The organism is Pseudomonas sp. St290, assembly GCF_018325805.1.
In the GTDB taxonomy this organism is placed as follows: Bacteria; Pseudomonadota; Gammaproteobacteria; order Pseudomonadales; family Pseudomonadaceae; genus Aquipseudomonas; species Aquipseudomonas bijieensis.
The window spans coordinates 6,259,131-6,280,353 of the sequence record NZ_AP014703.1 but is presented as its reverse complement, the minus strand read 5'-3'; the positions used below and the strand labels follow the sequence as shown (position 1 = coordinate 6,280,353).

The window sequence follows — 21,223 nt, the reverse complement described above, 5'->3', positions numbered from 1 at the left end:
GCAAGCTTTGCTCCCACGGGAAGTCTTCTGGGTGAAGTAGACAGCGTGCTCCCCGGAGATCCGTGGGAGCAAAGCTTGCTCGCGATTTGGTTTATCAGCCGCTGTGGTTCTGCTGATACTCCATCAGAGCCGGCAACAGCTGCTTATCGATCGCCTGACGCACAGCCGGCAGGATGGTGGCGCTGCTGGTGTACATGTCCTTGACCATGCGCCGCAAATCATTGGCGCGGGCCCTGTCCAGCCCACGTACCGCGCACTCGCACGCCTGTTCGGCGGTGGAGCCGCTGGGTATTTGCAGCCCCAGGGCCTTGAGGTGGCCCAGCAGGTCTTCCTGGTCGATCAAATCGGCGTACATCATGACGCTTTTCCTTGTTCAGGGATTGGGGTCGTGTCTCGATTCTGGTAGCCACCCGAAGCGGCGGCAAGGGCAAATGGTCGCCATGTCATGAATGACTATGGAGGCGTCGTTTTCGGCTAACTTGCACGGGCCTGGACTGGGCACACTGACTCCAAGCTGATTCACGATGGTTTGGTCACCCTCGCGCGACAGCTCCTCCAGTAACGCACCTGCCCCGATCCTGTCACGGCTTGATCGGGGATTTTTTTGCCTCGGTGAATCAGGGGGAGATGGGTTGCCGGAAAGACCGCTATCGCGAGCAGGCTCGCTCCCACAATGGTTCTGTGTCATTCACAGCATCTAATGTGGGAGCGAGCCTGCTCGCGATGAACGATGACGCGGTCTACCTTTGCAACACCAGAATCCGCGACAACAACTCATCCCGATCCACATAGCACCCCTGGAAATGCCGGGCCCCGGTGGCCGGGTCGAAGGCGTTGCGGGCATGGAGGGTGCGGCGGTTGTCGAAGCACCAAAGCTGGCCGGGTTCGAGGCGCTGTACCAAACGAAATTGTGCCTCGCGGGTCAGGGCGATGAAGCGGCGATAGGCGCGGTAAAGCCTGGGCATCTGCTCGACCGAGGTGTCGAACGGCCCGCGCAGGAAGTTCGCCATGCGGATTTCCGCAACCTGTCCCAGGGCATCCAGGGCGATGATCGGCGCCAGGCAGCGGTAGTCGCTGTGGCGGTCCTTGTTGCGAAACTCCACCGGGATTTCGCACAGCGCAGCAAAGGCCTCGGGATCTTCCTGGCGCAGGGCCTCGGCGATGGCGAAACCGTCGACAAAAATGCTTTCGCCACCCTCGGCGTCATTCACCAGGCAATGCAGGAACTGCAACCCCGGTTGCAGCTCCCGGGTTGGCAGGTCGCTGTGCAGCGGCAGGTTGAAAGCGGTGTAGGCGTTGCTGTCGGCATCGGCCTTGGATTGCACATTGAACAGCACGCCGAAGTTGCTTTCGCGGATGAACGAAATGCGCTGGGCGATCAGCTTCAGCGAACCGGGTTCGGTGGGCACGCCGCGCACTTGGGTCAGGCCGATGTCGCGCACCGCCAGCAGCCATTGCAGCAAGGCATCGGCATCGTCCATCAGCGTCCGGTAGTCGAATACCGGCAATTGCAGATCACGTCGCCATAGTTGGCTTTTGGGCTTGTTCGCCAGGCGTTCGGCCCGGGATTGGTCGTCGTAGGCATGGGCGCGCAACCAGCCCGGGTCGAAACGGCTCTGGTGGCCGTCCTGCCAATCCACGCACAGGCAACCTTCGTCGTCGAGGCGGGTTGCGGCGGGTGCCAAGTCTTCGGGTACATCAATGATCTCCAGCACCTGCTCGCGGGTGACGCTGTAGACGCATTGGGGGCAAGGGCAGTTGTCCCGCAGCCATTGATGATGAAAGGGGCTGGTCCGACCGTCGGCCCAGGTGACTTGCACCCGGTCGGCCAAGGGCCTTGCGGCGGTCAATGCGAAGATCAGGGGATAACGGCGGAAGTCGGCAAAAGCGGCAGCGGTGTTCATGGCGATCTCCTGTTCGAGGCTTATCGGGCGGGAGGCAGGGCGATGACCCGACCGATGTACGCCGGAGTCGGCAGGTCGGCTTGTTGGTCGAGCAGGGCTTTGAGGCGGTCCAGGGTCGGTTCCGTGAAGGGCGCCGAGCGCGGGCCGGCCAGGTCGACGTGCAGCAGCATTTGCTCGTTGCCGGCCAGCTCTTTATCGCCACCAACCAGATGCAGGCTGTGGTAGAGGTGCAGGCGCTTGGCGTCGTGGCCGATGATTTGCGTGTGCACCTCCACTTCGGCGTCGAGCTTCACTTCGTGCAGGTAATTGAGGTGCAGTTCGAGGGTGAACAGCGAGTGGCCGCTGGCCTCGCGGTTCTGGCTGTCCAGGCCGAGCCGGTCCATCAGCGCGTCGGTGGCGTAGCTGAAGATCAGCAGGTAAAAGGCATCGCGCAGGTGGCCGTTGTAATCGACCCAATCCGGGAGGATGCGGGTTTGGTAGGTGGTGAGGGTGGGCATGATTCAGGTCCGACAATTGAGGTGACTGGGCTGGCGCTATCGCGAGCAGGCTCGCTCCCACAGGGATTTGGCGGTGTGAACACTATTATTTCACCCAGAAAATCCCCTGTGGGAGCGAGCCTGCTCGCGATGAGGCCAGATAGGCTGGCCCCAAAAAGCCAGGGGTTACTCGGTGAAGGCCATTCCGTGCTTGGCCTTGGTGGTCTTCACCGCTTCCAGCACCGCCAGCAGGCAATCATCACGATAGCGCTCCAGGGCCGAAATGCTGTGGCTGCCCAGTTGCGCGCTGGTCCCGTCCACTACGTCGTCGATCAGTTTCTCGGTCAGCTCCGGCGCTGGCAGGTAGGTCCACGGCAGCTGTAACGCCGGGCCGAACTGGGCCATGAAGTGCCGCATGCCGGCATCGCCGCCAGCCAGGGTATAGGTCAGGAACGTGCCCATGAACGACCAGCGCAAGCCGGCACCGAAACGGATCGCGTCATCGATTTCACCGGTGGTGGCCACGCCGTCGTTGACCAGGTGCAGGGCTTCGCGCCACAGCGCCTCGAGCAGGCGGTCGGCGATGAAACCGGGTACTTCCTTGCGTACGTGCAGTGGCCGCATGCCGAGGGATTCGTACACCTGCATCGCCGCCTGCACGGCCTCGGGCGCGGTGTTTTTGCCGCCCACCACTTCCACCAGTGGCAACAGGTAGACCGGGTTGAACGGGTGGCCGACTACGCAGCGTTCCGGGTGGGTGGCGCCTTCGTAGAATTCGCTCGGCAGCAGCCCCGATGTGCTGGAACCGATCAGCGCGTTCGGCTTGGCGGCGGCGCTGATCTGGGCGTGCAGCTCGAGTTTCAATTCCAGGCGCTCGGGGGCGCTTTCCTGGATGAAATCGGCGTCGCGTACGCATTCTTCGATGGTCGTGACAAAGCGCAGCCGATCCTGCGAAGCACCAGGGGCCAGGCCTTGTTTTTCCAGCGCGCCCCAGGCGTTGGCGACGCGTTTGCGCAGCGCCGCTTCGGCACCCGGCGCGGGGTCCCAGGCGACCACGTCCAGGCCATGGGCCAGGGCGCGGCTGATCCAGCCGCTGCCGATCACACCGCTGCCCAGGGCGGCGAAGGTTTTGATGTCGGTGATGAAGCTCATAGTGATGTCCTGAAAAAATAGTTCGGTGATCCCCTGTGGGAGCAAGGCTTGCCCGCGATGCCGGCAGTAGATTCAACAGGGATGTCGACTGACATACCGTCATCGCGGGCAAGCCTTGCTCCCACAGGTTGTGTCCCTAGGGGGAGATAAGTGTTTGGTCAGCCGCGCTGGGTCAGTCCCATTTTCTTGCGGCCCTCAGCCGGCGTGAGCACCCGCGCCCCGAGGCGGCTGAGGATTTCGCTGGCGCGCTCCACCAGTTGGCCGTTGGTGGCGAGCACGCCTTTGTCCAGCCAGAGGTTGTCTTCCAACCCGACCCTTACGTTGCCTCCCAGCAGCACCGCCTGGGCGGCCATCGGCATTTGCATGCGACCGATGCCGAAGCCGGCCCACACGGCATCCGCCGGCAGGTTGTCGACCATGGCTTTCATGGTGGTGGTGTCAGCCGGCGCGCCCCACGGGATGCCCAGGCAGAGTTGGAACAGCGGGTTGTCCAGCAGGCCTTCCTTGATCAGTTGCTTGGCGAACCACAGGTGGCCGGTGTCGAAGATCTCCAGCTCGGCCTTGACCCCCAGTTCAGTGATGCGCTTGGCCCCGGCCCGCAGTTGCGCCGGGGTGGAGACGTAAATGGTGTCGCCGTCGCCGAAGTTCAGGGTGCCGCAATCCAGGGTGCAGATTTCCGGCAACAGCTCTTCGACGTGGGCCAGGCGGGTCAACGGCCCCACCAGGTCGGTGTTGGGGCCGAACTCCATTGGTCGTTCGCCGGCACCGATTTCCAGGTCGCCGCCCATGCCGGCGGTGAGGTTGACGATGATGTCGACGTCCGCCTCACGGATGCGCTCCATCACTTCGCGGTACAGCGCCACATCGCGGCTGAACTTGCCGGTCTGCGGATCGCGAACGTGGCAGTGGACCACCGTGGCCCCGGCCTTCGCCGCCTCGACGGCGGCGGCAGCGATCTGTTTCGGGGTGACCGGCACGTGCGGGCTCTTGGCGGTCGTGTCGCCAGCACCGGTGAGTGCGCAGGTGATGATGACGTCGTGGTTCATGGTGCGGATTCCTTCAGGCGTGATGAGTCACTGCGCAGCCATGGGTGCTGCGCAGGGGGATAAAGGTTGATCAGTTGCTGGTCAGCTTCAGGTTGTCGGCAGCGGGCTTGCCGTCGAAGGTGGTCACGCCTTCGAGCCAGCGCTGCTTGTCTTGCGGATGATCCTTGAGCCATTGCCGGGCCGACTCCAGCGGGTCCTTGTGATCGAGCAGCGGTTGCATCATCCGGCTCTCGTCTTCAGCGGTGAAGGTCAGGTTGCTCAGCAAGCGCCCAACGTTCGGGCATTGCTGGGCGTAGTCCGGCGCGGTGACGGTCCATACGGTGGCCATGCCTTCGTTCGGGCCGAGAGCGTCGTCACTGCCAGTGAGGTAGGTCATTTGCACGTTGACGTTCATCGGGTGCGGTGCCCAGCCAAAGAACACCACGGCTTCCTTGCGGCGCACGGCGCGGTCCACGGCGGCGAGCATGCCGGCCTCGCTGGACTCCACCAGCTGGAATTTGCCCAGGCCGAACTGGTTCTTGGCGATCATCGCCTTGATCTGGGTGTTGGCGCCGGAACCGGGCTCGATGCCGTAGATCTTGCCGCCCAGTTCTTTTTCGAATTTGGCGATGTCGGCGAAGGTCTTCAGGCCCTTGTCGGCCAGATAGGTCGGCACGGCCAGGGTCGCGCGGGCATCCTTGAGGCTGGGTTGTTCCAGCACCTTGACCTGCTTGGCCTCGACGAACGGGGTGATGGTCTGGGTCATCAGCGGGTTCCAGTAGCCCAGGAACAGGTCCAGGCGCTGGTCGCGGATGCCGGCGAAGATGATTTGCTGGGAGGCGCTGGTTTGCTTGGTCTTGTAGCCGAGGCCATCGAGCATCACCTGGGTCAGGGCGCTGGTGGCGATGACGTCGGTCCAGTTGACCACGCCCAGGCGCACGTTCTGGCACGCGGCGGGCTCGGCTGCCATGGCGGCCGGGCTCAGGAGTTGGGTAGCGCTGAGTGCAAGAACGCAGTAGCTGATCAGTCGTTTCATTGTCAGGTTCCTCGGCAGCTTATTGTTATGGGGCCCGGAGTCTGCGCGCCGGTGATGCCAAGTTACGCAGCCTCGGGCGGGGCAAAACGCACAGCGGCGACGTGCTCTTGCACTGCAGCGACCTGTACGCTTGAACGTCGCTTGCAACTGGCGTATCAAGGTCCGCACGCTGCCCGTCAACCGAGTGCGCTCCATGTCCCAGGATTTCTACTTCTTGTTGATGCCGGGTTTCTCGGCCATCGGCTTCATTTCGGCCATCGAGCCGTTGCGGGTCGCCAATCGTTTTCGTGGCGAGCTGTACCGCTGGCATGTGCTGAGCGCCGATGGTGGGGCGGTGCTGGCGAGCAATGGCATGTCGGTCAACGCCGATGCTGCGCTGGAGCCATTGAAGAAGGGCGCGACGCTCTGGGTGGTGGCGGGGTTCGAACCGCTGAAATTCGCCACCCCGGCCCTGGAGCGTTGGCTGCATCGTTTGGACAATGAAGGCGTGACCCTCGGCGGCATCGACACCGGTAGCGTGGTCCTGGCCGAGGCGGGCCTGTTGGAAGGGCACCGCGTGACCTTGCATTGGGAAGCGATCGAGGCGTTCAAGGAATCTTATCCACAGCTCAGCGTGACCCAGGAACTGTTCGAAATCGACCGTCGCCGCATCACCTGCGCCGGCGGCACTGCGTCCATCGACCTGATGCTTGATCTGATCGGCCAGGCCCATGGTTCGGAACTGGCGATCCAGGTCAGCGAACAGTTCGTGCTGGGGCGCATCCGGCCGCGCAAAGACCACCAGCGCATGGAAATCGCCAGCCGCTACGGCATTCGCAACAAGAAGCTGGTGCACGTCATCGGCGAGATGGAAACTCACAGCGAACCGCCCCTGAGTACCCTTGAACTGGCCGAGTCCATTGGCGTTACCCGCCGCCAGCTCGAGCGGCTGTTCCGCCTGCACCTGAACGACACCCCGAGCAATTTCTACCTGCGCTTGCGCCTGGAAAAGGCCCGGCAATTGCTGCGTCAGACCGACATGAGCGTGCTGGAAGTGAGCATTGCCTGCGGTTTTGAGTCACCGTCGTACTTTACCCGCAGCTATCGGGCACGGTTCGCGCGCTGCCCACGGGAGGATCGGCGGCGGCAGGGGGATGGACGGGAGCTGGTTTGACAGGGTTTTATACTCAATTATGCTCGCGACTATAAATTATACCTGTCGTCATAATTGAGTATAAAACTCACCGATTCGAAGCTGGAGGTGGTGGCCAAGATGCTCAGGAGCCTGGGCGCTCCCTCGCCACAGGTACTGTGTCCGGTTGGAAAGATCTATTTCTTCACCAGCGCCGAACATGCTGCCTTATAAGCCTCATGCTGATACTTGTTCAGCGTCGCCGGCAGGGCGAAGTCATGCTTTTTGCTCTGCGCATTGATGGTCTGCGGCGACAGCAGCGTTACCTCGCAGCCCTCCAGCAACTGGAACACCCCCTCGATCTTGAACGTCGTCGGCCCTCCGGCGAATTCCCCTTTCTTGCTGCGCTTCTTGATGGCGATGCGTTCGATACCGTTATCCACCACGAACGCCCGCACCTGAGCGGCGAAGGCCTTGACGTTGGCGGCTTCGTCATCGTCGTCCAGGGCGATTTTCTTGGTGTTGAGGGCGATATGGGTCAGTGCCTGTTGATCCAGCGAGGCAACGGCGATGATCGCTTCGCTGCCTTTGATTTCGATGCCGCAGGTTTTCATGTGAGTCCCTTTACCAATGATGCGCGCAGCTTACCGCGCGGAACGGCTCCTGACGCATCACTCCTGCCCTATCGACTCCAAAAACTCCGACCGATCGTCGCTCACCTGGGCCATGCAGTCGTTTTCGGCGATTTTGTAGGCTTCGCTGCCGGGTTTGGCCGGGAAGGCGGCGATGGCGCAGTCGGCGTCGCGCTGTTTTTGCCACAGCTGTTGGGCGTTCTTGATCTTGGCGGTGATGTCGCTGAGTTGGGCCTTGTCGCTGGCGTAGCGGGTTTGCAGGCGTTCGTTGAGGCTTTGCAGGTTTTCATTGAGCAGTTGTTCGGCGGCGGTTTTGCCATAGGCCGAGCAGGCCAGGGTCTGGACGTCGTTTTCCACGGCGTCGCAGGGGTTGGGTTCGGTGTCTTCGGTCGCGTGTGCGACGGTGCTGATCAGTGCCAAAGCCAGGAAGATTGATTTCATTGCGTCGCCGCTCGAGTCCAGTGAAAGCCAGTGATGCAGCGGATTCTGGCGCAAGCGTCGGGTAAAGAACAGACGGGCAGGGTGGGCCGGGCATAGCCCATTGTCGCGGATTGACGCTTTCGGCAATTCCCCTGTCGTTTTTGCACCCGGTCGCCACGGCCCTCAGGCATATGCTGGCCCCAAAGCGCCGGCACACGATTCGGCGCATGAATCGCTGACAAAAGGGGACTGCCTGATGAGCCCAGCCGAATTGCACGCCGACAGCATCGTTATCGACGGGCTGATCATTGCCAAGTGGAACCGCGACCTGTTCGAAGACATGCGCAAGGGCGGCCTGACCGCGGCCAACTGCACCGTGTCGGTGTGGGAAGGTTTCCAGGCCACCATCAACAACATCGTTGCCAGCCAGAAACTGATCCGCGAGAACAGTGACCTGGTGATCCCGGTGAAAACCACCGCCGACATCCGTCGCGCCAAGGAACAAGGCAAGACCGGCATCATCTTCGGCTTCCAGAACGCCCACGCCTTCGAAGACCAGCTCGGCTACGTCGAGATCTTCAAGCAGCTCGGCGTGGGTGTGGTGCAGATGTGCTACAACACCCAGAATCTGGTCGGCACCGGTTGCTATGAGCGCGACGGCGGCCTGTCGGGCTTCGGCCGTGAAATCGTCGCCGAGATGAACCGGGTCGGCATCATGTGTGACCTGTCCCACGTCGGTTCCAAGACTTCCGAAGAAGTCATCCTCGAATCGAAGAAGCCGGTCTGCTATTCCCACTGCCTGCCGTCGGGCCTGAAAGAGCACCCGCGCAACAAGTCCGATGAGGAACTGAAGTTCATCGCCGACCACGGCGGCTTCGTTGGCGTGACCATGTTCGCGCCGTTCCTGGCCAAGGGCATCGATTCGACCATCGACGACTACGCCGAAGCCATTGAATACACCATGAACATCGTCGGCGAAGACGCCATCGGCATCGGTACCGACTTCACCCAGGGCCACGGCCAGGATTTCTTCGAAATGCTGACCCACGACAAGGGCTACGCCCGTCGTCTGACCAGCTTCGGCAAGATCATCAACCCCCTGGGCATCCGCACTGTGGGCGAGTTCCCGAACCTCACCGAGACGCTGCTCAAGCGCGGCCATCCTGAGCGGGTGGTGCGCAAGATCATGGGCGAAAACTGGGTCAACGTCTTGAAAGACGTCTGGGGCGAGTAACCGCCACCGCACCGCTAATCCTCTACCTGCGGCCCTCTGCGCCGCAGGCAATACCACGAATTTCCGGAGTCAAGTTTTCATGGCCAAGATCGCCCCGCAACTGCCTATCGAAGTCGACAGCGAAACCGGTGTCTGGACCTCCGACGCCCTGCCGATGCTGTACGTGCCGCGTCACTTCTTCGTCAACAACCACATGGGCATCGAAGAAGTGCTGGGCGCCGACGCCTATGCCGAGATTCTCTACAAGGCCGGCTACAAATCCGCCTGGCACTGGTGTGAAAAAGAAGCCGAATGCCATGGCCTGGAAGGGGTCGCGGTGTTCGAGCACTACATGAAGCGCTTGTCCCAGCGTGGTTGGGGTCTGTTCAAGATCCAGGACATCGACCTGGACAAAGGCACCGCCAGCGTCAAGCTCGAACACTCGGCGTTCGTCTATGTGTACGGCAAGGTCGGGCGCAAGGTCGACTACATGTTCACCGGCTGGTTCGCCGGCGCCATGGACCAGATCCTGGCCGCTCGCGGCAGCAAGATCCGCACCGTGGCCGAACAGGTCTATGGCGGTTCCGAAGAAGGCCACGACGACGGCCTGTTCATCGTCAAGCCGTTGTAAGTCGAGGATTGCGCCATGGCTTTTGAAGCAATGTTCCAGCCGATCCAGATTGGCAAACTGACCATCCGCAACCGCGTGCTCAGCACCGCCCACGCCGAGGTCTACGCCACCGACGGCGGCATGACCACCGACCGGTACGTGAAGTATTACGAAGAAAAGGCCAAGGGCGGCATCGGGCTGGCGATCTGCGGTGGCTCGTCGGTGGTCGCCATCGACAGCCCGCAGGAATGGTGGAGTTCGGTGAACCTGTCCACTGACCGCATCATCCCGCACTTCCAGAACCTGGCCGACGCCATGCACAAGCATGGCGCCAAGATCATGATCCAGATTACCCACATGGGCCGGCGCTCGCGCTGGGATGGTTTCAACTGGCCGACGCTGATGTCGCCATCCGGTGTGCGTGAGCCAGTGCACCGCGCCACCTGCAAGACCATCGAGCCGGAAGAAATCTGGCGGGTGATCGGCAACTACGCCCAGGCGGCGCGCCGGGCCAAGGCCGGTGGCCTGGACGGTGTCGAACTGTCCGCCGTGCACCAGCACATGATCGACCAGTTCTGGAGCCCGCGGGTCAACAAGCGTACCGACGAATGGGGCGGCACCTTCGAAGGCCGGATGAAGTTCGGCCTGGAAGTGTTGAAAGCCGTGCGTGCCGAGGTCGGTGACGACTTCTGCGTGGGCATGCGCATCTGCGGTGACGAATTCCACCCGGACGGCTTGTCCCACGAGGACATGAAGCAGATCGCCAAGTACTACGATGACACCGGCATGCTGGACTTCATCGGCGTGGTGGGCTCGGGTTGCGACACCCACAACACCCTGGCCAACGTCATCCCGAACATGAGTTATCCACCGGAGCCGTTCCTGCACCTGGCCGCCGGTATCAAGGAAGTGGTCAAGGTCCCGGTCCTGCACGCGCAGAACATCAAGGACCCGAACCAGGCCACGCGGATCCTGGAGGGCGGTTACGTCGACATGGTCGGCATGACCCGCGCCCATATCGCCGACCCGCACCTGATCGCCAAGATCAAGATGGGCCAGATCGACCAGATCAAGCAGTGCGTCGGCGCCAACTACTGCATCGACCGCCAGTACCAGGGCCTGGACGTGCTGTGCATCCAGAACGCCGCGACGTCCCGTGAATACATGGGCGTGCCGCACATCATCGAGAAGTCCACCGGGCCGAAACGCAAGGTGGTGGTCGTTGGTGCCGGCCCGGCCGGGATGGAAGCGGCGCGTGTGGCCGCCGAACGTGGGCACGACGTGACCCTGTTCGAGAAGAAAGAATTCATCGGCGGGCAAATCACCACGGCCTCGAAGGCTCCGCAACGGGACCAGATCGCCGGTATCACCCGCTGGTTCCAACTGGAGCTGGCGCGGTTGAAAGTCGACCTGCGCCTGGGCGTGGCGGCTGATGCGGCGACCATCATGGACCTGCGTCCAGATGTGGTGGTACTGGCTGTCGGCGGGCATCCGAACCTGGAGCAGAACGAGCACTGGGGCGCCGCCGAAGGGCTGGTGGTCAGCAGCTGGGACGTGCTCGACGGCAAGGTCGCGCCAGGCAAGAACGTGCTGGTCTACGACACCATTTGCGAGTTCACCGGCATGTCGGTGGCCGACTTCCTCGCCGACAAGGGCAGCCAGGTCGAGATCGTCACCGACGACATCAAGCCGGGCGTGGCGATTGGCGGGACGTCGTTCCCTACCTACTACCGCAGCATGTACCCCAAGGAAGTGATCATGACCGGGGACATGATGCTGGAGAAGGTCTACCGCGAAGGCGACAAGCTGGTGGCGGTGCTGGAGAACGAATACACCGGTGCCAAGGAAGAACGTGTGGTGGACCAGGTGGTGGTGGAAAACGGCGTGCGGCCGGACGAAGAAATCTACTACGCGCTCAAGGAAGGGTCGCGCAACAAGGGCCAGATCGACGTCGAAGCCCTGTTCGCGATCAAGCCCCAACCGTGCCTGGAGCAGAGCGGCGAGGGCTACCTGCTGTTCCGCATCGGCGACTGCGTGGCCCAGCGTAATACCCACGCTGCCATCTACGACGCCCTGCGGTTGTGCAAGGATTTCTAACGGCTTGTGGATAACCCTGTGGGAGCAAGGCTTGCCCGCGAAAAATGCGACGCGCAGCATCTGACTGACCGAGTCGACTGCATCGCGGGCAAGCCTTGCTCCCACAGGAATCGAGCAAGACATCCAGGTTTCTGTGCCTGCAAGACCTGAGGTCTTTGGGAGCTTCACCATGCTGAACACCCTTCTTCCCATCCTGCTGTTCGCTGCCCTGGGCCTCGCGGTCCTCGGCGCCTTGCGGCGGGTAAACATGTGGCGCCGGGGCCGACCGGCCAAGGTCGACCTGATCGGCGGCCTCTTCGCCATGCCCAAGCGCTACATGGTGGATTTGCACCATGTGGTGGCGCGGGACAAATACATTGCCAATACCCACGTGGCCACGGCCGGTGGTGCGGTGGCGTCGGTGGTGCTGGCGATCCTGGTCCACGGCTTTGGCCTGCATAACCGCTGGCTCGGCTACGCGTTGCTGTTGATGTCGGCGGTGATGTTCGTCGGTGCGATCTTCGTCTACCTGCGTCGACGCAATCCGCCGGCCCGTTTGTCCAAGGGACCGTGGATGCGCCTGCCGAAAAGCCTGCTGGCCTTCTCGGCGTCATTCTTCCTGGTGACCCTGCCGGTGGCGGGCATCCTGCCGGAGAACTTCGGCGGTTGGCTGGTGGCGGCGATCCTGGGTGTCGGTGTGCTGTGGGGCGTCTCGGAATTGTTCTTCGGCATGACCTGGGGCGGGCCGATGAAGCACGCCTTCGCCGGGGCCCTGCACCTGGCCTGGCACCGCCGTGCCGAGCGCTTTGGCGGTGGCCGTTCCACCGGTCTCAAGCCGCTGGACCTGAACGACCCCGCCGCACCGCTGGGTGTGGAAAAACCCAAGGACTTCACCTGGAACCAACTGCTGGGCTTCGACGCCTGCGTGCAGTGCGGCAAGTGTGAGGCTGCTTGCCCGGCGTTCGCCGCCGGCCAGCCGCTGAACCCGAAGAAACTCATCCAGGATATGGTCGTCGGCCTGGCCGGCGGCACCGATGCGAAATTCGCCGGCAGCCCGTATCCGGGTAAACCGGTGGGCGAACACAGCGGCAATCCGCACCAGCCGATCGTCAACGGCCTGGTGGACGCCGAGACCCTGTGGTCTTGCACCACCTGCCGGGCGTGCGTCGAGGAATGCCCGATGATGATCGAGCACGTCGATGCCATCGTCGACATGCGCCGGCACCTGACCCTGGAAAAAGGCGCGACGCCGAACAAGGGCGCCGAGGTCCTGGAAAACCTCATCGCCACCGACAACCCGGGCGGCTTCGCCCCGGGCGGACGGATGAACTGGGCGGCGGACCTGAACCTCAATCTGCTTAGCGAAAAGAAATCCACCGACGTGCTGTTCTGGGTTGGCGACGGTGCTTTCGACATGCGCAACCAACGCACCCTGCGCGCCTTTGTCAAAGTGCTCAAAGCCGCGAAAGTCGACTTCGCCGTGCTTGGCCTCGAAGAACGCGACAGCGGCGACGTGGCCCGGCGCCTGGGTGACGAAGCGACCTTCCAGCTGTTGGCCAAACGCAACATCCAGACCCTGGCCAAGTACAGCTTCAACCGCATCGTCACCTGCGACCCCCACAGCTTCCACGTGCTGAAAAACGAATACGGCGCCTTCGATGGCAACTACCTGGTGCAACACCACAGCACCTACCTGGCGGAAATCATCGACGCCGGCGCGCTGAACCTTGGCCAGCACAAGGGCGACAGCGTGACTTATCACGACCCGTGCTACCTGGGCCGCTACAACGGCGAATACGAGGCGCCGCGCCAAGTACTGCGTTCGCTGGGTATCGAGGTCAAGGAAATGCAGCGTTCCGGTTTCCGCTCCCGTTGCTGCGGCGGTGGCGGCGGTGCGCCGATCACCGACATCCCGGGCAAGCAGCGGATCCCCGACATGCGCATGGAAGACATCCGCGAAACCGGTGCCGAGCTGGTGGCCGTGGGTTGTCCACAATGCACCGCGATGCTTGAAGGTGTGGTCGAACCTCGACCGATGATCAAGGACATCGCCGAACTGGTGGCCGATGCGCTGCTGGAAGACGCGGCCCCGAGCAAGCCCGTGGCCCCAGCCAAACGTGAACCCGCGGAGGTGCATTAATGAGCGACATCATCCGCCGCGACCCTCGCGCCGAGTGGATCGCCCGCAACCGCCTGCACCCGTTGCATGCGGCCATGCAACCGGTACAGCACAGCTGGATGGGGCCGAACGGCGTCATTCGCAAGAACGTTCATGGCGTCGGTTTCATCGGCCCCAACGGCATCAAGCGCATCGACCGTAGCGGTGCCCAGCAGGGGGGGGCGACCAAACGTACCGCCGCCACCGAAGTGCAACTGCCGCTGCATCAAGTACCGCAACCGGCGTTCCACATTTGTGTCGTTCCGGACATGGTCGGTGGCCGTCTCAGCAGCCACGACCGCGACCTGTTGGGCCTGGCCCATCAGCTTGCCGGCGCGGAAGGCGCGGTGCTGGCGGTGGTGTTCGGCGAGCACAAGGAAAACGCCTTCGCCACGGCCGGTGTCGACCGCTTGCTGGTATTGGAAGGCGAGGAATTCAGCGGTTATGCACCGGAACAACGGGTGCAAGGCCTTCGGGCTGTGGATAACCAATTCAACCCACGCCATTGGCTGCTGCCCGACAGCCGCACCGGTGGCGGCGAACTGGGCCGGCGTTTTGCCGCGGCCCTGGGCGAACGCCCGGCGACGCGGGTCTGGCAGGTCAAGGGCGAGGAATGCATCGGCCGTGCCGGCGCGGGCCTGCAAGACTTGGCCCGACCCTTGGCGCGCTTGATCCTGGCAGCGGCCGAATGCGCCGAGCCGGTCAGCGAAACCCGTCACGAAGCCCTGCCGGTGGAGTTATCCACAAGCGTGGCGCGCAGTTTGTCGCGCATCGAGGATCTTGGCGCGGTGGCGGTGGACCCGGGGGCGATCCCAATGGCCGAGGCCGAATTCATTTTCTCCGGCGGCAACGGGGTCAAGGACTGGGAGCTTTTCCACAAGACCGCTGCGGCCCTGGGCGCTACCGAAGGCGCTTCGCGGGTGGCGGTGGACGACGGCTTCATGGCTCGCGACCGTCAGGTCGGCGCGTCCGGCACCTGGGTCACGGCGCGGGTCTACGTGGCCGTGGGGATTTCCGGGGCGATCCAGCACCTGCAAGGTATCGGTGCCTGCGACAAAGTGGTGGCGATCAACCTCGACCCGGGCTGCGACATGATCAAACGGGCAGACCTGTCGGTGATCGGCGACAGCGCGGCGATTCTCCAGGCCTTGATCGCGGCGGTAGAGGCTTACCGCAACGAAGCCAAGCGCGATGCGGCTTAAGCTAAGGATTCAATCATGAGTACTCAAGTGATCAGCCTGGTGTCCATCGGCGCTCACCCCACCTCCGGTCGGCCCCGCCGTGCCGAACAGGACGCCCGGGCCGTGGAGCTGGGCCTGCAACTGGCTGGCAATGACCTGCAAGTGCTGCACGCAGGCGACGTGGCCGAACCGGCCCTGCGGGCTTACCTGGGCATGGGCCTGGACGAACTCCACGTCCTGGAAAACCCCGTCGGCGCTGATGCGTTGCCAGCCCTGACTGACTACCTGCGTGACGCCGGCGCCCAAGTGGTGCTCACCGGCAGCCAGGCGGAAACCGGCGAAGGCTCGGGCATGTTGCCGTTCCTGCTGGCCGAGAATCTGGGTTGGCCGCTGGTGGTTGGGCTCGCTCAGGTCGAGTCCATCGACGGCGGCGTGGCCCTGGTGCTGCAAGCCTTGCCGCGTGGGCAACGCCGACGCCTCAAAGTGCGCCTGCCGTTTCTGGCCACTGTGGATAACGCTGCGCCAAAACCTCGGCAAAGCGCCTACGGCCCGGCCCGGCGTGGGGCGTTGCATGCCGAGGAAGTCGAAGTGATCGACGACACCCTGCTGGCGGTGGCAACCCTGCAACCGGCCAAACCACGGCCCAAACGCTTGAAAGTGATCAAGGCCAAGAGCGGCGCCGACCGCATGAAGGCCGCCACGGCCAAGGCCAGTGGCGGAGGCGGGCAAGTGCTCAAGGGCGTGAGCGCGGAGGCGGGGGCCGAGGCGATTCTCAAGTTGTTGGTGGAGGAAGGGGTGGTTCGCTAAATCCAGGCTCACCACAAACCCTTGTGGGAGCAAGCCTGCTCGCGATAGCGGTCTTACATTCACATCCATGTTGACTGGCATGGCCTCATCGCGAGCAGGCTCGCTCCCACAAGGTGTTGCGGTTTTTACCCACAATCCCTGTGCGCGCCTCTGTGGATAACCTGTTCGGTCCTACCCGGACACCGCGCCAATCAGGCCTTTCGAGCCTTCGCTTAAAAAACGATCAACCTGACCTGCCGCAACATCCAGCCATAAAACCGCTGTCCCGACGTGTTGCCGCGCCTCAAACCTGCGCGTAAGAAAACCGCTTGTCAGCCAAAGGAGCCATATCAATGGAAGTTGAATTTCGTCCAGCCTTGCCCACGGATACCCGGGAGATCGCTCGTTTGTTCCGGATTTCCTCAGAGGGCGCATCGGATTACATCTGGAGCCAAATAGCGGAGCCAGGGCAGGACTTGCTGGACGTGGGTGCTGCTCGTTATGCCCGCGAGGATGTCGATTTTTCCTATCAGAACTGCCTTATCGCAGAAGCCGGCGGACGGGTCATCGGCATGATGCATTGTTATGTGACACGTGATGATCCGCTGGCGACTCCCACCACCGATCCGATCCTGGCGCCCTACGCCGACATGGAAGTCCCCGATACCCTCTACATTTCAAGCCTGGCCCTGCATGAAGGCTGGCGCAACAAGGGCCTCGGCGCGCGCTTTCTCGAACGGGCGCAACAGCGGGCCGATCAACTGGCGCTCAACGGCCTGAGCCTGATCGACTACGCCGCGAATACCGGCGCCCGCCGGTTCTATGAGCGCCATGGCTTTGGCATCGTCAAGACCTGTCAGGTTGTCCCGCATCCAATGATTCGGGTGACGGGGGAGGCGTACCTCATGCATCGGCCTTGAGACCCACAGGAGGATTGCTTACCCACAATCCCTGTGTGCGCCTCTGTGGATAACCTGTTTGCCCCTCGCTGCACCCCATGCAAATCAGGCCCTGCAGGCCTTCGCTCAAAAAACAGTCAGCCTAACCCACGGTTTTTATTGGTTTTTATCTGTGAGTAAGAGGCAGTTCCAGCACCAACTTGCCCCCAATCTCTGTTGGCGCTTCTGTGGATAAGATGTTCGCTCTACGCTGCAAGCCATACGGGCCGGGGTGTTCAGTGGATTGATCATAAAATGATCGATTGGCCGTTTTTATCAGGAAAACCCCGGGAAAACCCCGCTTTACAAGCCGTCCAAAGGGTTTTCCACAGAATCGTCAAAATTACCCCCAAACACTGTTGGCTCTTCTGTGGATAAGGTGTTCGCTCACCTCTAAAGGCCTTGTTGGGAAAGGCTTGCAGGCAATTGATCAAAAAGCAACCGGCAGCCCGGAAAAACCATCATTGTCCATAAGTCACGGTTTTTATTCACTTTGTCGCTGAAAAAATACCGGGCATACCCACACTTGTCCCCATTTGCTGTGGGTGGTCGTGTGGATAACTTGTTCGCCGAACGCTACAAGCCACGGTTTGCATAGCGCAAATCGCGATAGATCAAATTTCATACAGTTCTAAGGCACACCCTTGACGAGGGTCTGTCGGCTGTCTTCACTTCCATGGCACAAGGACATCGCACTTTATCCACATCAGGTTCAGGGAGAACACATGATGGATAGCAAGGCCCCCCGCTTGCACCCGCTCTCACCGGTGACCTGTGTCCCGGCATCTCCCACCTCTTTACATAAACGCATTCATCGACGCGCCGCCAATCAGCGTGCGCGTCTATAGCGCCCGGGTTTTCCCCCTGTAGCACCGCTGACTGCCGCCGGACCCTGCAAGGGACGGTGGCCAGGCGTTCGTGCGCCTGTCGATTTGCAGGCAACCGCAGAGTTGCCCCATCTGCCTGAGAGGACTTGAACATGACACGGATCTCGACCCCCATCAGTGATATCCAGGAGCACTACGACGTGATCGTCATCGGTTCCGGCTACGGTGGTGGCATTGCTGCCTCGCGCCTGTCCAGGGCCGGGCGCAAGGTCTGCCTGCTGGAGCGTGGCCGGGAAATCCAGCCCGGCGAATACCCCAACACCCTGGTGGCGGCCACCGAGGAACTGCAAGTCCACGACCCGGATGGGCACATCGGTTCGCGTACCGGGCTGTTCGACCTGCACGTCAACGCCCAGCAGAACGTGGTGGTCGGTTGTGGCCTGGGCGGCACTTCGCTGATCAATGCCAACGTTGCGCTGGAGCCGGAGCCCGGTGTGTTCGAGGACCCGCGCTGGCCCCAGGCGGTGCGCGAACACCGCGACACGCTGCTCAAGGACGGCTACGCCCGGGCCCGGGAGATGCTCAAGCCCAATCCTTATCCGGCTTCGCAGCCGAACCTGCCCAAGCTCGACGCCCACAAGAAGTCGGCCGACTACCTCAAGCAAGGCGCGCATTTCTACAAGCCGCCGATCAACGTGACCTTCGACAAGCTGCCCAACAACCTCAACCACGTCGGCGTCGAACAGTTGCCCTGCAATGGCTGTGGCGATTGCGTCTCGGGCTGTAACAACAAGGCCAAGAACACCACGCTGATGAACTACCTGCCGGATGCCTGGAACCACGGCGCAGAGATTTTCTGCCAGGCCGAGGTGCGGCACCTGGAACGCGACGGCGATGGCTGGATCGTGCACTTCCAATACCTGGACAGTGGCCGCGAGATGTTCTCGGCGCCGACCCTGTTCGTGCGGGCCGATATCGTGGTGGTGTCCGCCGGTACCCTGGGTTCCACCGAAATCATGTTGCGCTCGCGAGACAAGGGCCTGTCGATGTCCAGCCAGTTGGGCGAGAACATGAGCGGCAATGGCGACATCCTCGGTTTCGGCCACAACTGCGACCAGGTCATCAACGGCATCGGCTTTGGCGCCCATTCGGCCAAGGAGCTGGAACCGGTGGGACCGTGCATTACCTCAATCATCGACATGCGTACCGAAGGCGACTGGCGCAGCCGCATGGTCATCGAGGAAGGTTCGATTCCCGGTGCCCTTGGCTCAGCCATGGTGCCGAGCATGGCGGCATTCGCCGGGATGATCGGCGTGCCCACCGATACCGGCTTCGGTGCCAGCCTCAAGTACAAGGGCCGGGAAGCCGAGAGTTTCCTGCGCGGCCCCTACCATGGTGCGCTGCATAACATGCAGACCTACCTGATCATGAGCCATGACAACGCCAAGGGCCGCATGCTGCTCGATAACAAGGACCAACTGCGCATCGATTGGCCAGGCGTCGGCGAACAGGAAAACGTCACCCTCGGCAATGAACGCTTGCACCAGAGCACCAAGGCCCTGGGTGGGATCTGGGTCGAGAATCCGATCTGGACCAAGCTGCTCAAGCACAGCATCGTCTCGGTCCACCCGTTGGGCGGTTGTGTGATGGGCGAAGATGCGACGCAAGGAGTGGTCAACCACAAGGGCCAGGTGTTCAGTGGCGCCAGCGGTACCGATGTCTACCCAGGCCTGTACGTGAGCGACGGCGCAGTGATCCCGACGTCCCTGGCGGTCAACCCACTGTTGACCATCTCGGCGGTGAGCGAGCGCAACATGGGGCTGCTGGCGGCGGATCGGGGCTGGATCATTGACTACACGCTGCCCTCGGCCCCGAGCAAACCCGTGGCGGCGCCGACACTCGGCGTGCAATTCACCGAAACCATGAAGGGCTACTTTTCCACCGCCTTCACCCAAGCCCAGGGCACCGACCTCAGCCTGTACGAAGCGGCGGCCAAGCGGGGCAAGGCCGACAACTCGCCGATCGAATTCACCCTGACCATCACTGCCGCCGACCTCAATCGCCTGATCAAGGAACCGGAGCACGCCGCGACCCTGGTGGGCACCCTCGATGCACCGCTGCTGTCGTCGCAGCCGCTGGTCGCCAGCAACGGCGTATTCAATCTGTTCGAGCAGTACCAGGAGCAGGTTGGCGTGCGGCACATGAACTACGACATGAAGCTGACCGCCGAAGACGGCAGCGATTATTACTTCAGCGCCTTCAAGACCGTGCCCGAGGACAACGGTGTGCTGAACATCTGGCACGACACCAGCACCCTTTACGTCACGCTCTATCGCGGGCCGGACAAGACCGGCGCGGTGATCGGCTCCGGGGTGATGCACATTCTGCCGGCCGACTTCGCCAAGCAGATGACCACCATGAAAGTGCTCAACGCCCGTAACGAGCGTGAGCGTGTGGAGGCACTGGCGCGGTTCGGCAAGTTCTTCGCCGGGATCCTGTGGGAAAGCTACGGCGGGGTTTTCGCCGGCGACGTCTACTTCAACCCGGATGCGCCGCCCCGCTTGAAACGGCCGTTGGTTGCGCCGGCACCGGTGGTGCATTTCTTCCAGACCGAAGACAACGTCGAGTTGCGCCTGACCCGTTACCAGGCCGGTACCAAAGGCCCGGTGATGTTGGTCCATGGCCTGGGCGTGGGCTCGAATATTTTCTCCACCGACACCATCCACACCAACCTGCTGGAGTACCTGTGCAAGTACGAGTACGACGTCTGGCTGCTGGATTTGCGCGTGAGTATCCTGCTGCCGGCCAGCAAGCATGAATGGAACGGCGACCAGGTGGCCCAGTACGACTTCAAGGCCGCCATCGAGCAGATCCAGCAAGCGACCCTGGCCCGTGACGTGCAGTGCGTGGTGCATTGCTATGGCGCGACGACGTTCTTCATGTCGATGCTGGCAGGCTTGCAAGGGGTGCGTTCGGTGGTTTGCTCGCAGATCGCCGCCGACACGGTGGTCGCCACCGCCACCGGGTTGAAGGCCGGTTTGCACTTGCCGGGGATGCTCGATGCCATCGGCATCAAGTCCCTCACGGCCTACGCCGACACCAAGGAAAGCTGGTTCAACAAACTCTACGACAAGGCCCTCAACGGCTATGCCCGGATCGAGGCCCAGGGCTATTGCACCAACCCGGTCTGCCATCGCATCACCTTCATGTATGCGTCGCTGTACCGCCACGACACCCTCAATGAAACCCTGCACGACAACCTGCATGAGTTGTTCGGCGAGTCGAACATTCAGACCTTCGAGCACCTGGCGCTGATCGTGCGCAAGGGGCATCTGGTGGACTTCAAGGGCAATGACGTCTACATGCCGCATTTCGATCGGCTGAAGCTGCCGATCTGCTTCATCAGCGGCGCCGACAACCAGTGCTACCTGCCGCAAAGCACCCTCAAGACCTACGAGCGACTGTGCGAGATGCATGGCCCGCAGTTGTTCAGCCGCCATGAAGTGCCGGGGTACGGTCACATCGACTGCATGTTCGGCAAGGATGCGGTGGTGGATGTGTATCCGATCATCCTTGGGCACCTGGAGAAGACCGCGTTGGGCTGAAGTCGCGACTGACCCGTGGCGAGGGAGCTTGCTCCCGCTCGGCTGCGAAGCAGTCGTCGCTTTTGAAGTCTTG

At 62.2% G+C, this 21,223-nt stretch carries 17 protein-coding genes; 9 read left to right on the top strand and 8 right to left on the bottom strand.

Annotated features, from left to right (window positions below; genetic code table 11):
- Window positions 1-94: 94 nt before the first annotated feature.
- The 6 genes from PBDP_RS27565 to PBDP_RS27540 all read right to left on the bottom strand — a co-directional run bounded on the left by PBDP_RS27565 (window position 95) and on the right by PBDP_RS27540 (window position 5,593).
- Window positions 95-358, bottom strand: coding sequence for a hypothetical protein (locus PBDP_RS27565; RefSeq protein ID WP_109755056.1), 264 nt, complete (start codon window positions 356-358; stop codon window positions 95-97).
- 382 nt (window positions 359-740) lie between these two features.
- Window positions 741-1,904, bottom strand: coding sequence for a gamma-butyrobetaine dioxygenase (locus PBDP_RS27560; RefSeq protein WP_109755055.1), 1,164 nt, complete (start codon window positions 1,902-1,904; stop codon window positions 741-743).
- Window positions 1,905-1,924: 20 nt separating this feature from the next.
- On the bottom strand, window positions 1,925-2,401 hold the full coding sequence (locus tag PBDP_RS27555) for a thioesterase family protein (protein ID WP_116833629.1): 477 nt from the start codon (window positions 2,399-2,401) through the stop codon (window positions 1,925-1,927).
- A 165-nt stretch (window positions 2,402-2,566) separates the two neighbouring features.
- Window positions 2,567-3,532 (bottom strand): L-carnitine dehydrogenase, encoded by a 966-nt coding sequence (locus tag PBDP_RS27550; protein ID WP_212801558.1) that lies wholly within the window; start codon window positions 3,530-3,532, stop codon window positions 2,567-2,569.
- Window positions 3,533-3,690: 158 nt separating this feature from the next.
- Window positions 3,691-4,578 (bottom strand): 3-dehydrocarnitine:acetyl-CoA trimethylamine transferase CdhC, encoded by an 888-nt coding sequence (gene cdhC / locus PBDP_RS27545; protein ID WP_109755052.1) that lies wholly within the window; start codon window positions 4,576-4,578, stop codon window positions 3,691-3,693.
- Between the two features lie 70 nt (window positions 4,579-4,648).
- Window positions 4,649-5,593, bottom strand: coding sequence for a choline ABC transporter substrate-binding protein (locus tag PBDP_RS27540; protein ID WP_109755051.1), 945 nt, complete (start codon window positions 5,591-5,593; stop codon window positions 4,649-4,651).
- Window positions 5,594-5,786: 193 nt separating this feature from the next.
- Here PBDP_RS27540 and PBDP_RS27535 point away from each other — a divergent pair, with 193 nt between their 5' ends.
- Window positions 5,787-6,746 carry a GlxA family transcriptional regulator gene (locus tag PBDP_RS27535; RefSeq protein WP_109755050.1) on the top strand — a complete coding sequence of 320 codons (960 nt, stop codon included), beginning with the start codon at window positions 5,787-5,789 and terminating at the stop codon, window positions 6,744-6,746.
- A gap of 155 nt (window positions 6,747-6,901) precedes the next feature.
- On the opposite strand, the gene PBDP_RS27530 is transcribed toward PBDP_RS27535, so the two are convergent.
- Window positions 6,902-7,318 (bottom strand): DUF3010 family protein, encoded by a 417-nt coding sequence (locus tag PBDP_RS27530; protein ID WP_116833628.1) that lies wholly within the window; start codon window positions 7,316-7,318, stop codon window positions 6,902-6,904.
- Window positions 7,319-7,375: 57 nt separating this feature from the next.
- Complete coding sequence (locus tag PBDP_RS27525) at window positions 7,376-7,777, bottom strand: lysozyme inhibitor LprI family protein (protein WP_109755048.1); 402 nt, start codon at window positions 7,775-7,777, stop codon at window positions 7,376-7,378.
- 235 nt (window positions 7,778-8,012) lie between these two features.
- Here PBDP_RS27525 and PBDP_RS27520 point away from each other — a divergent pair, with 235 nt between their 5' ends.
- The 8 genes from PBDP_RS27520 to PBDP_RS27485 all read left to right on the top strand — a co-directional run bounded on the left by PBDP_RS27520 (window position 8,013) and on the right by PBDP_RS27485 (window position 21,150).
- Window positions 8,013-8,990, top strand: coding sequence for a dipeptidase (locus PBDP_RS27520; protein ID WP_030139307.1), 978 nt, complete (start codon window positions 8,013-8,015; stop codon window positions 8,988-8,990).
- Between the two features lie 79 nt (window positions 8,991-9,069).
- The gene (locus PBDP_RS27515) at window positions 9,070-9,600 is read left to right on the top strand and encodes a 4-vinyl reductase (RefSeq protein WP_003177589.1); all 531 of its coding nucleotides are present in this window, start codon (window positions 9,070-9,072) and stop codon (window positions 9,598-9,600) included.
- A gap of 15 nt (window positions 9,601-9,615) precedes the next feature.
- The gene (gene dgcA, locus PBDP_RS27510) at window positions 9,616-11,676 is read left to right on the top strand and encodes a dimethylglycine demethylation protein DgcA (protein ID WP_109755047.1); all 2,061 of its coding nucleotides are present in this window, start codon (window positions 9,616-9,618) and stop codon (window positions 11,674-11,676) included.
- Window positions 11,677-11,845: 169 nt separating this feature from the next.
- Entirely contained in the window at window positions 11,846-13,795 is a 1,950-nt protein-coding gene (dgcB, locus tag PBDP_RS27505) for a dimethylglycine demethylation protein DgcB (RefSeq protein ID WP_212801557.1), read from the top strand.
- Window positions 13,795-15,015, top strand: a complete 1,221-nt coding sequence (etfA, locus tag PBDP_RS27500; protein ID WP_109755045.1) for an electron transfer flavoprotein subunit alpha — start codon at window positions 13,795-13,797, stop codon at window positions 15,013-15,015. Before dgcB ends, etfA begins: the two co-directional genes overlap by 1 nt.
- Before the next feature lie 15 nt (window positions 15,016-15,030).
- Window positions 15,031-15,801 carry an electron transfer flavoprotein subunit beta gene (gene etfB / locus PBDP_RS27495; protein WP_109755044.1) on the top strand — a complete coding sequence of 257 codons (771 nt, stop codon included), beginning with the start codon at window positions 15,031-15,033 and terminating at the stop codon, window positions 15,799-15,801.
- A 332-nt stretch (window positions 15,802-16,133) separates the two neighbouring features.
- The gene (locus PBDP_RS27490) at window positions 16,134-16,700 is read left to right on the top strand and encodes a GNAT family N-acetyltransferase (RefSeq protein ID WP_116833625.1); all 567 of its coding nucleotides are present in this window, start codon (window positions 16,134-16,136) and stop codon (window positions 16,698-16,700) included.
- 997 nt (window positions 16,701-17,697) lie between these two features.
- Window positions 17,698-21,150: a GMC family oxidoreductase N-terminal domain-containing protein gene (locus tag PBDP_RS27485; protein WP_109755042.1), complete on the top strand. Its 3,453-nt coding sequence runs from the start codon at window positions 17,698-17,700 to the stop codon at window positions 21,148-21,150.
- The last annotated feature ends 73 nt before the right edge of the window (window positions 21,151-21,223 follow it).

What these genes read in the sequence shown, in the direction of transcription:
- PBDP_RS27540 (WP_109755051.1), bottom strand. Translation starts at nt 5,593, where the DNA reads ATGAAACGACTGATCAGCTACTGCGTTCTTGCACTCAGCGCTACCCAA.
- PBDP_RS27535 (WP_109755050.1), top strand. Translation starts at nt 5,787, where the DNA reads ATGTCCCAGGATTTCTACTTCTTGTTGATGCCGGGTTTCTCGGCCATC.
- PBDP_RS27490 (WP_116833625.1), top strand. Translation starts at nt 16,134, where the DNA reads ATGGAAGTTGAATTTCGTCCAGCCTTGCCCACGGATACCCGGGAGATC.
- PBDP_RS27560 (WP_109755055.1), bottom strand. Translation starts at nt 1,904, where the DNA reads ATGAACACCGCTGCCGCTTTTGCCGACTTCCGCCGTTATCCCCTGATC.
- etfB (WP_109755044.1), top strand. Translation starts at nt 15,031, where the DNA reads ATGAGTACTCAAGTGATCAGCCTGGTGTCCATCGGCGCTCACCCCACC.
- etfA (WP_109755045.1), top strand. Translation starts at nt 13,795, where the DNA reads ATGAGCGACATCATCCGCCGCGACCCTCGCGCCGAGTGGATCGCCCGC.
- PBDP_RS27515 (WP_003177589.1), top strand. Translation starts at nt 9,070, where the DNA reads ATGGCCAAGATCGCCCCGCAACTGCCTATCGAAGTCGACAGCGAAACC.
- PBDP_RS27550 (WP_212801558.1), bottom strand. Translation starts at nt 3,532, where the DNA reads ATGAGCTTCATCACCGACATCAAAACCTTCGCCGCCCTGGGCAGCGGT.
- PBDP_RS27565 (WP_109755056.1), bottom strand. Translation starts at nt 358, where the DNA reads ATGATGTACGCCGATTTGATCGACCAGGAAGACCTGCTGGGCCACCTC.
- PBDP_RS27485 (WP_109755042.1), top strand. Translation starts at nt 17,698, where the DNA reads ATGACACGGATCTCGACCCCCATCAGTGATATCCAGGAGCACTACGAC.
- PBDP_RS27520 (WP_030139307.1), top strand. Translation starts at nt 8,013, where the DNA reads ATGAGCCCAGCCGAATTGCACGCCGACAGCATCGTTATCGACGGGCTG.
- cdhC (WP_109755052.1), bottom strand. Translation starts at nt 4,578, where the DNA reads ATGAACCACGACGTCATCATCACCTGCGCACTCACCGGTGCTGGCGAC.
- dgcB (WP_212801557.1), top strand. Translation starts at nt 11,846, where the DNA reads ATGCTGAACACCCTTCTTCCCATCCTGCTGTTCGCTGCCCTGGGCCTC.
- PBDP_RS27525 (WP_109755048.1), bottom strand. Translation starts at nt 7,777, where the DNA reads ATGAAATCAATCTTCCTGGCTTTGGCACTGATCAGCACCGTCGCACAC.
- PBDP_RS27555 (WP_116833629.1), bottom strand. Translation starts at nt 2,401, where the DNA reads ATGCCCACCCTCACCACCTACCAAACCCGCATCCTCCCGGATTGGGTC.
- dgcA (WP_109755047.1), top strand. Translation starts at nt 9,616, where the DNA reads ATGGCTTTTGAAGCAATGTTCCAGCCGATCCAGATTGGCAAACTGACC.
- PBDP_RS27530 (WP_116833628.1), bottom strand. Translation starts at nt 7,318, where the DNA reads ATGAAAACCTGCGGCATCGAAATCAAAGGCAGCGAAGCGATCATCGCC.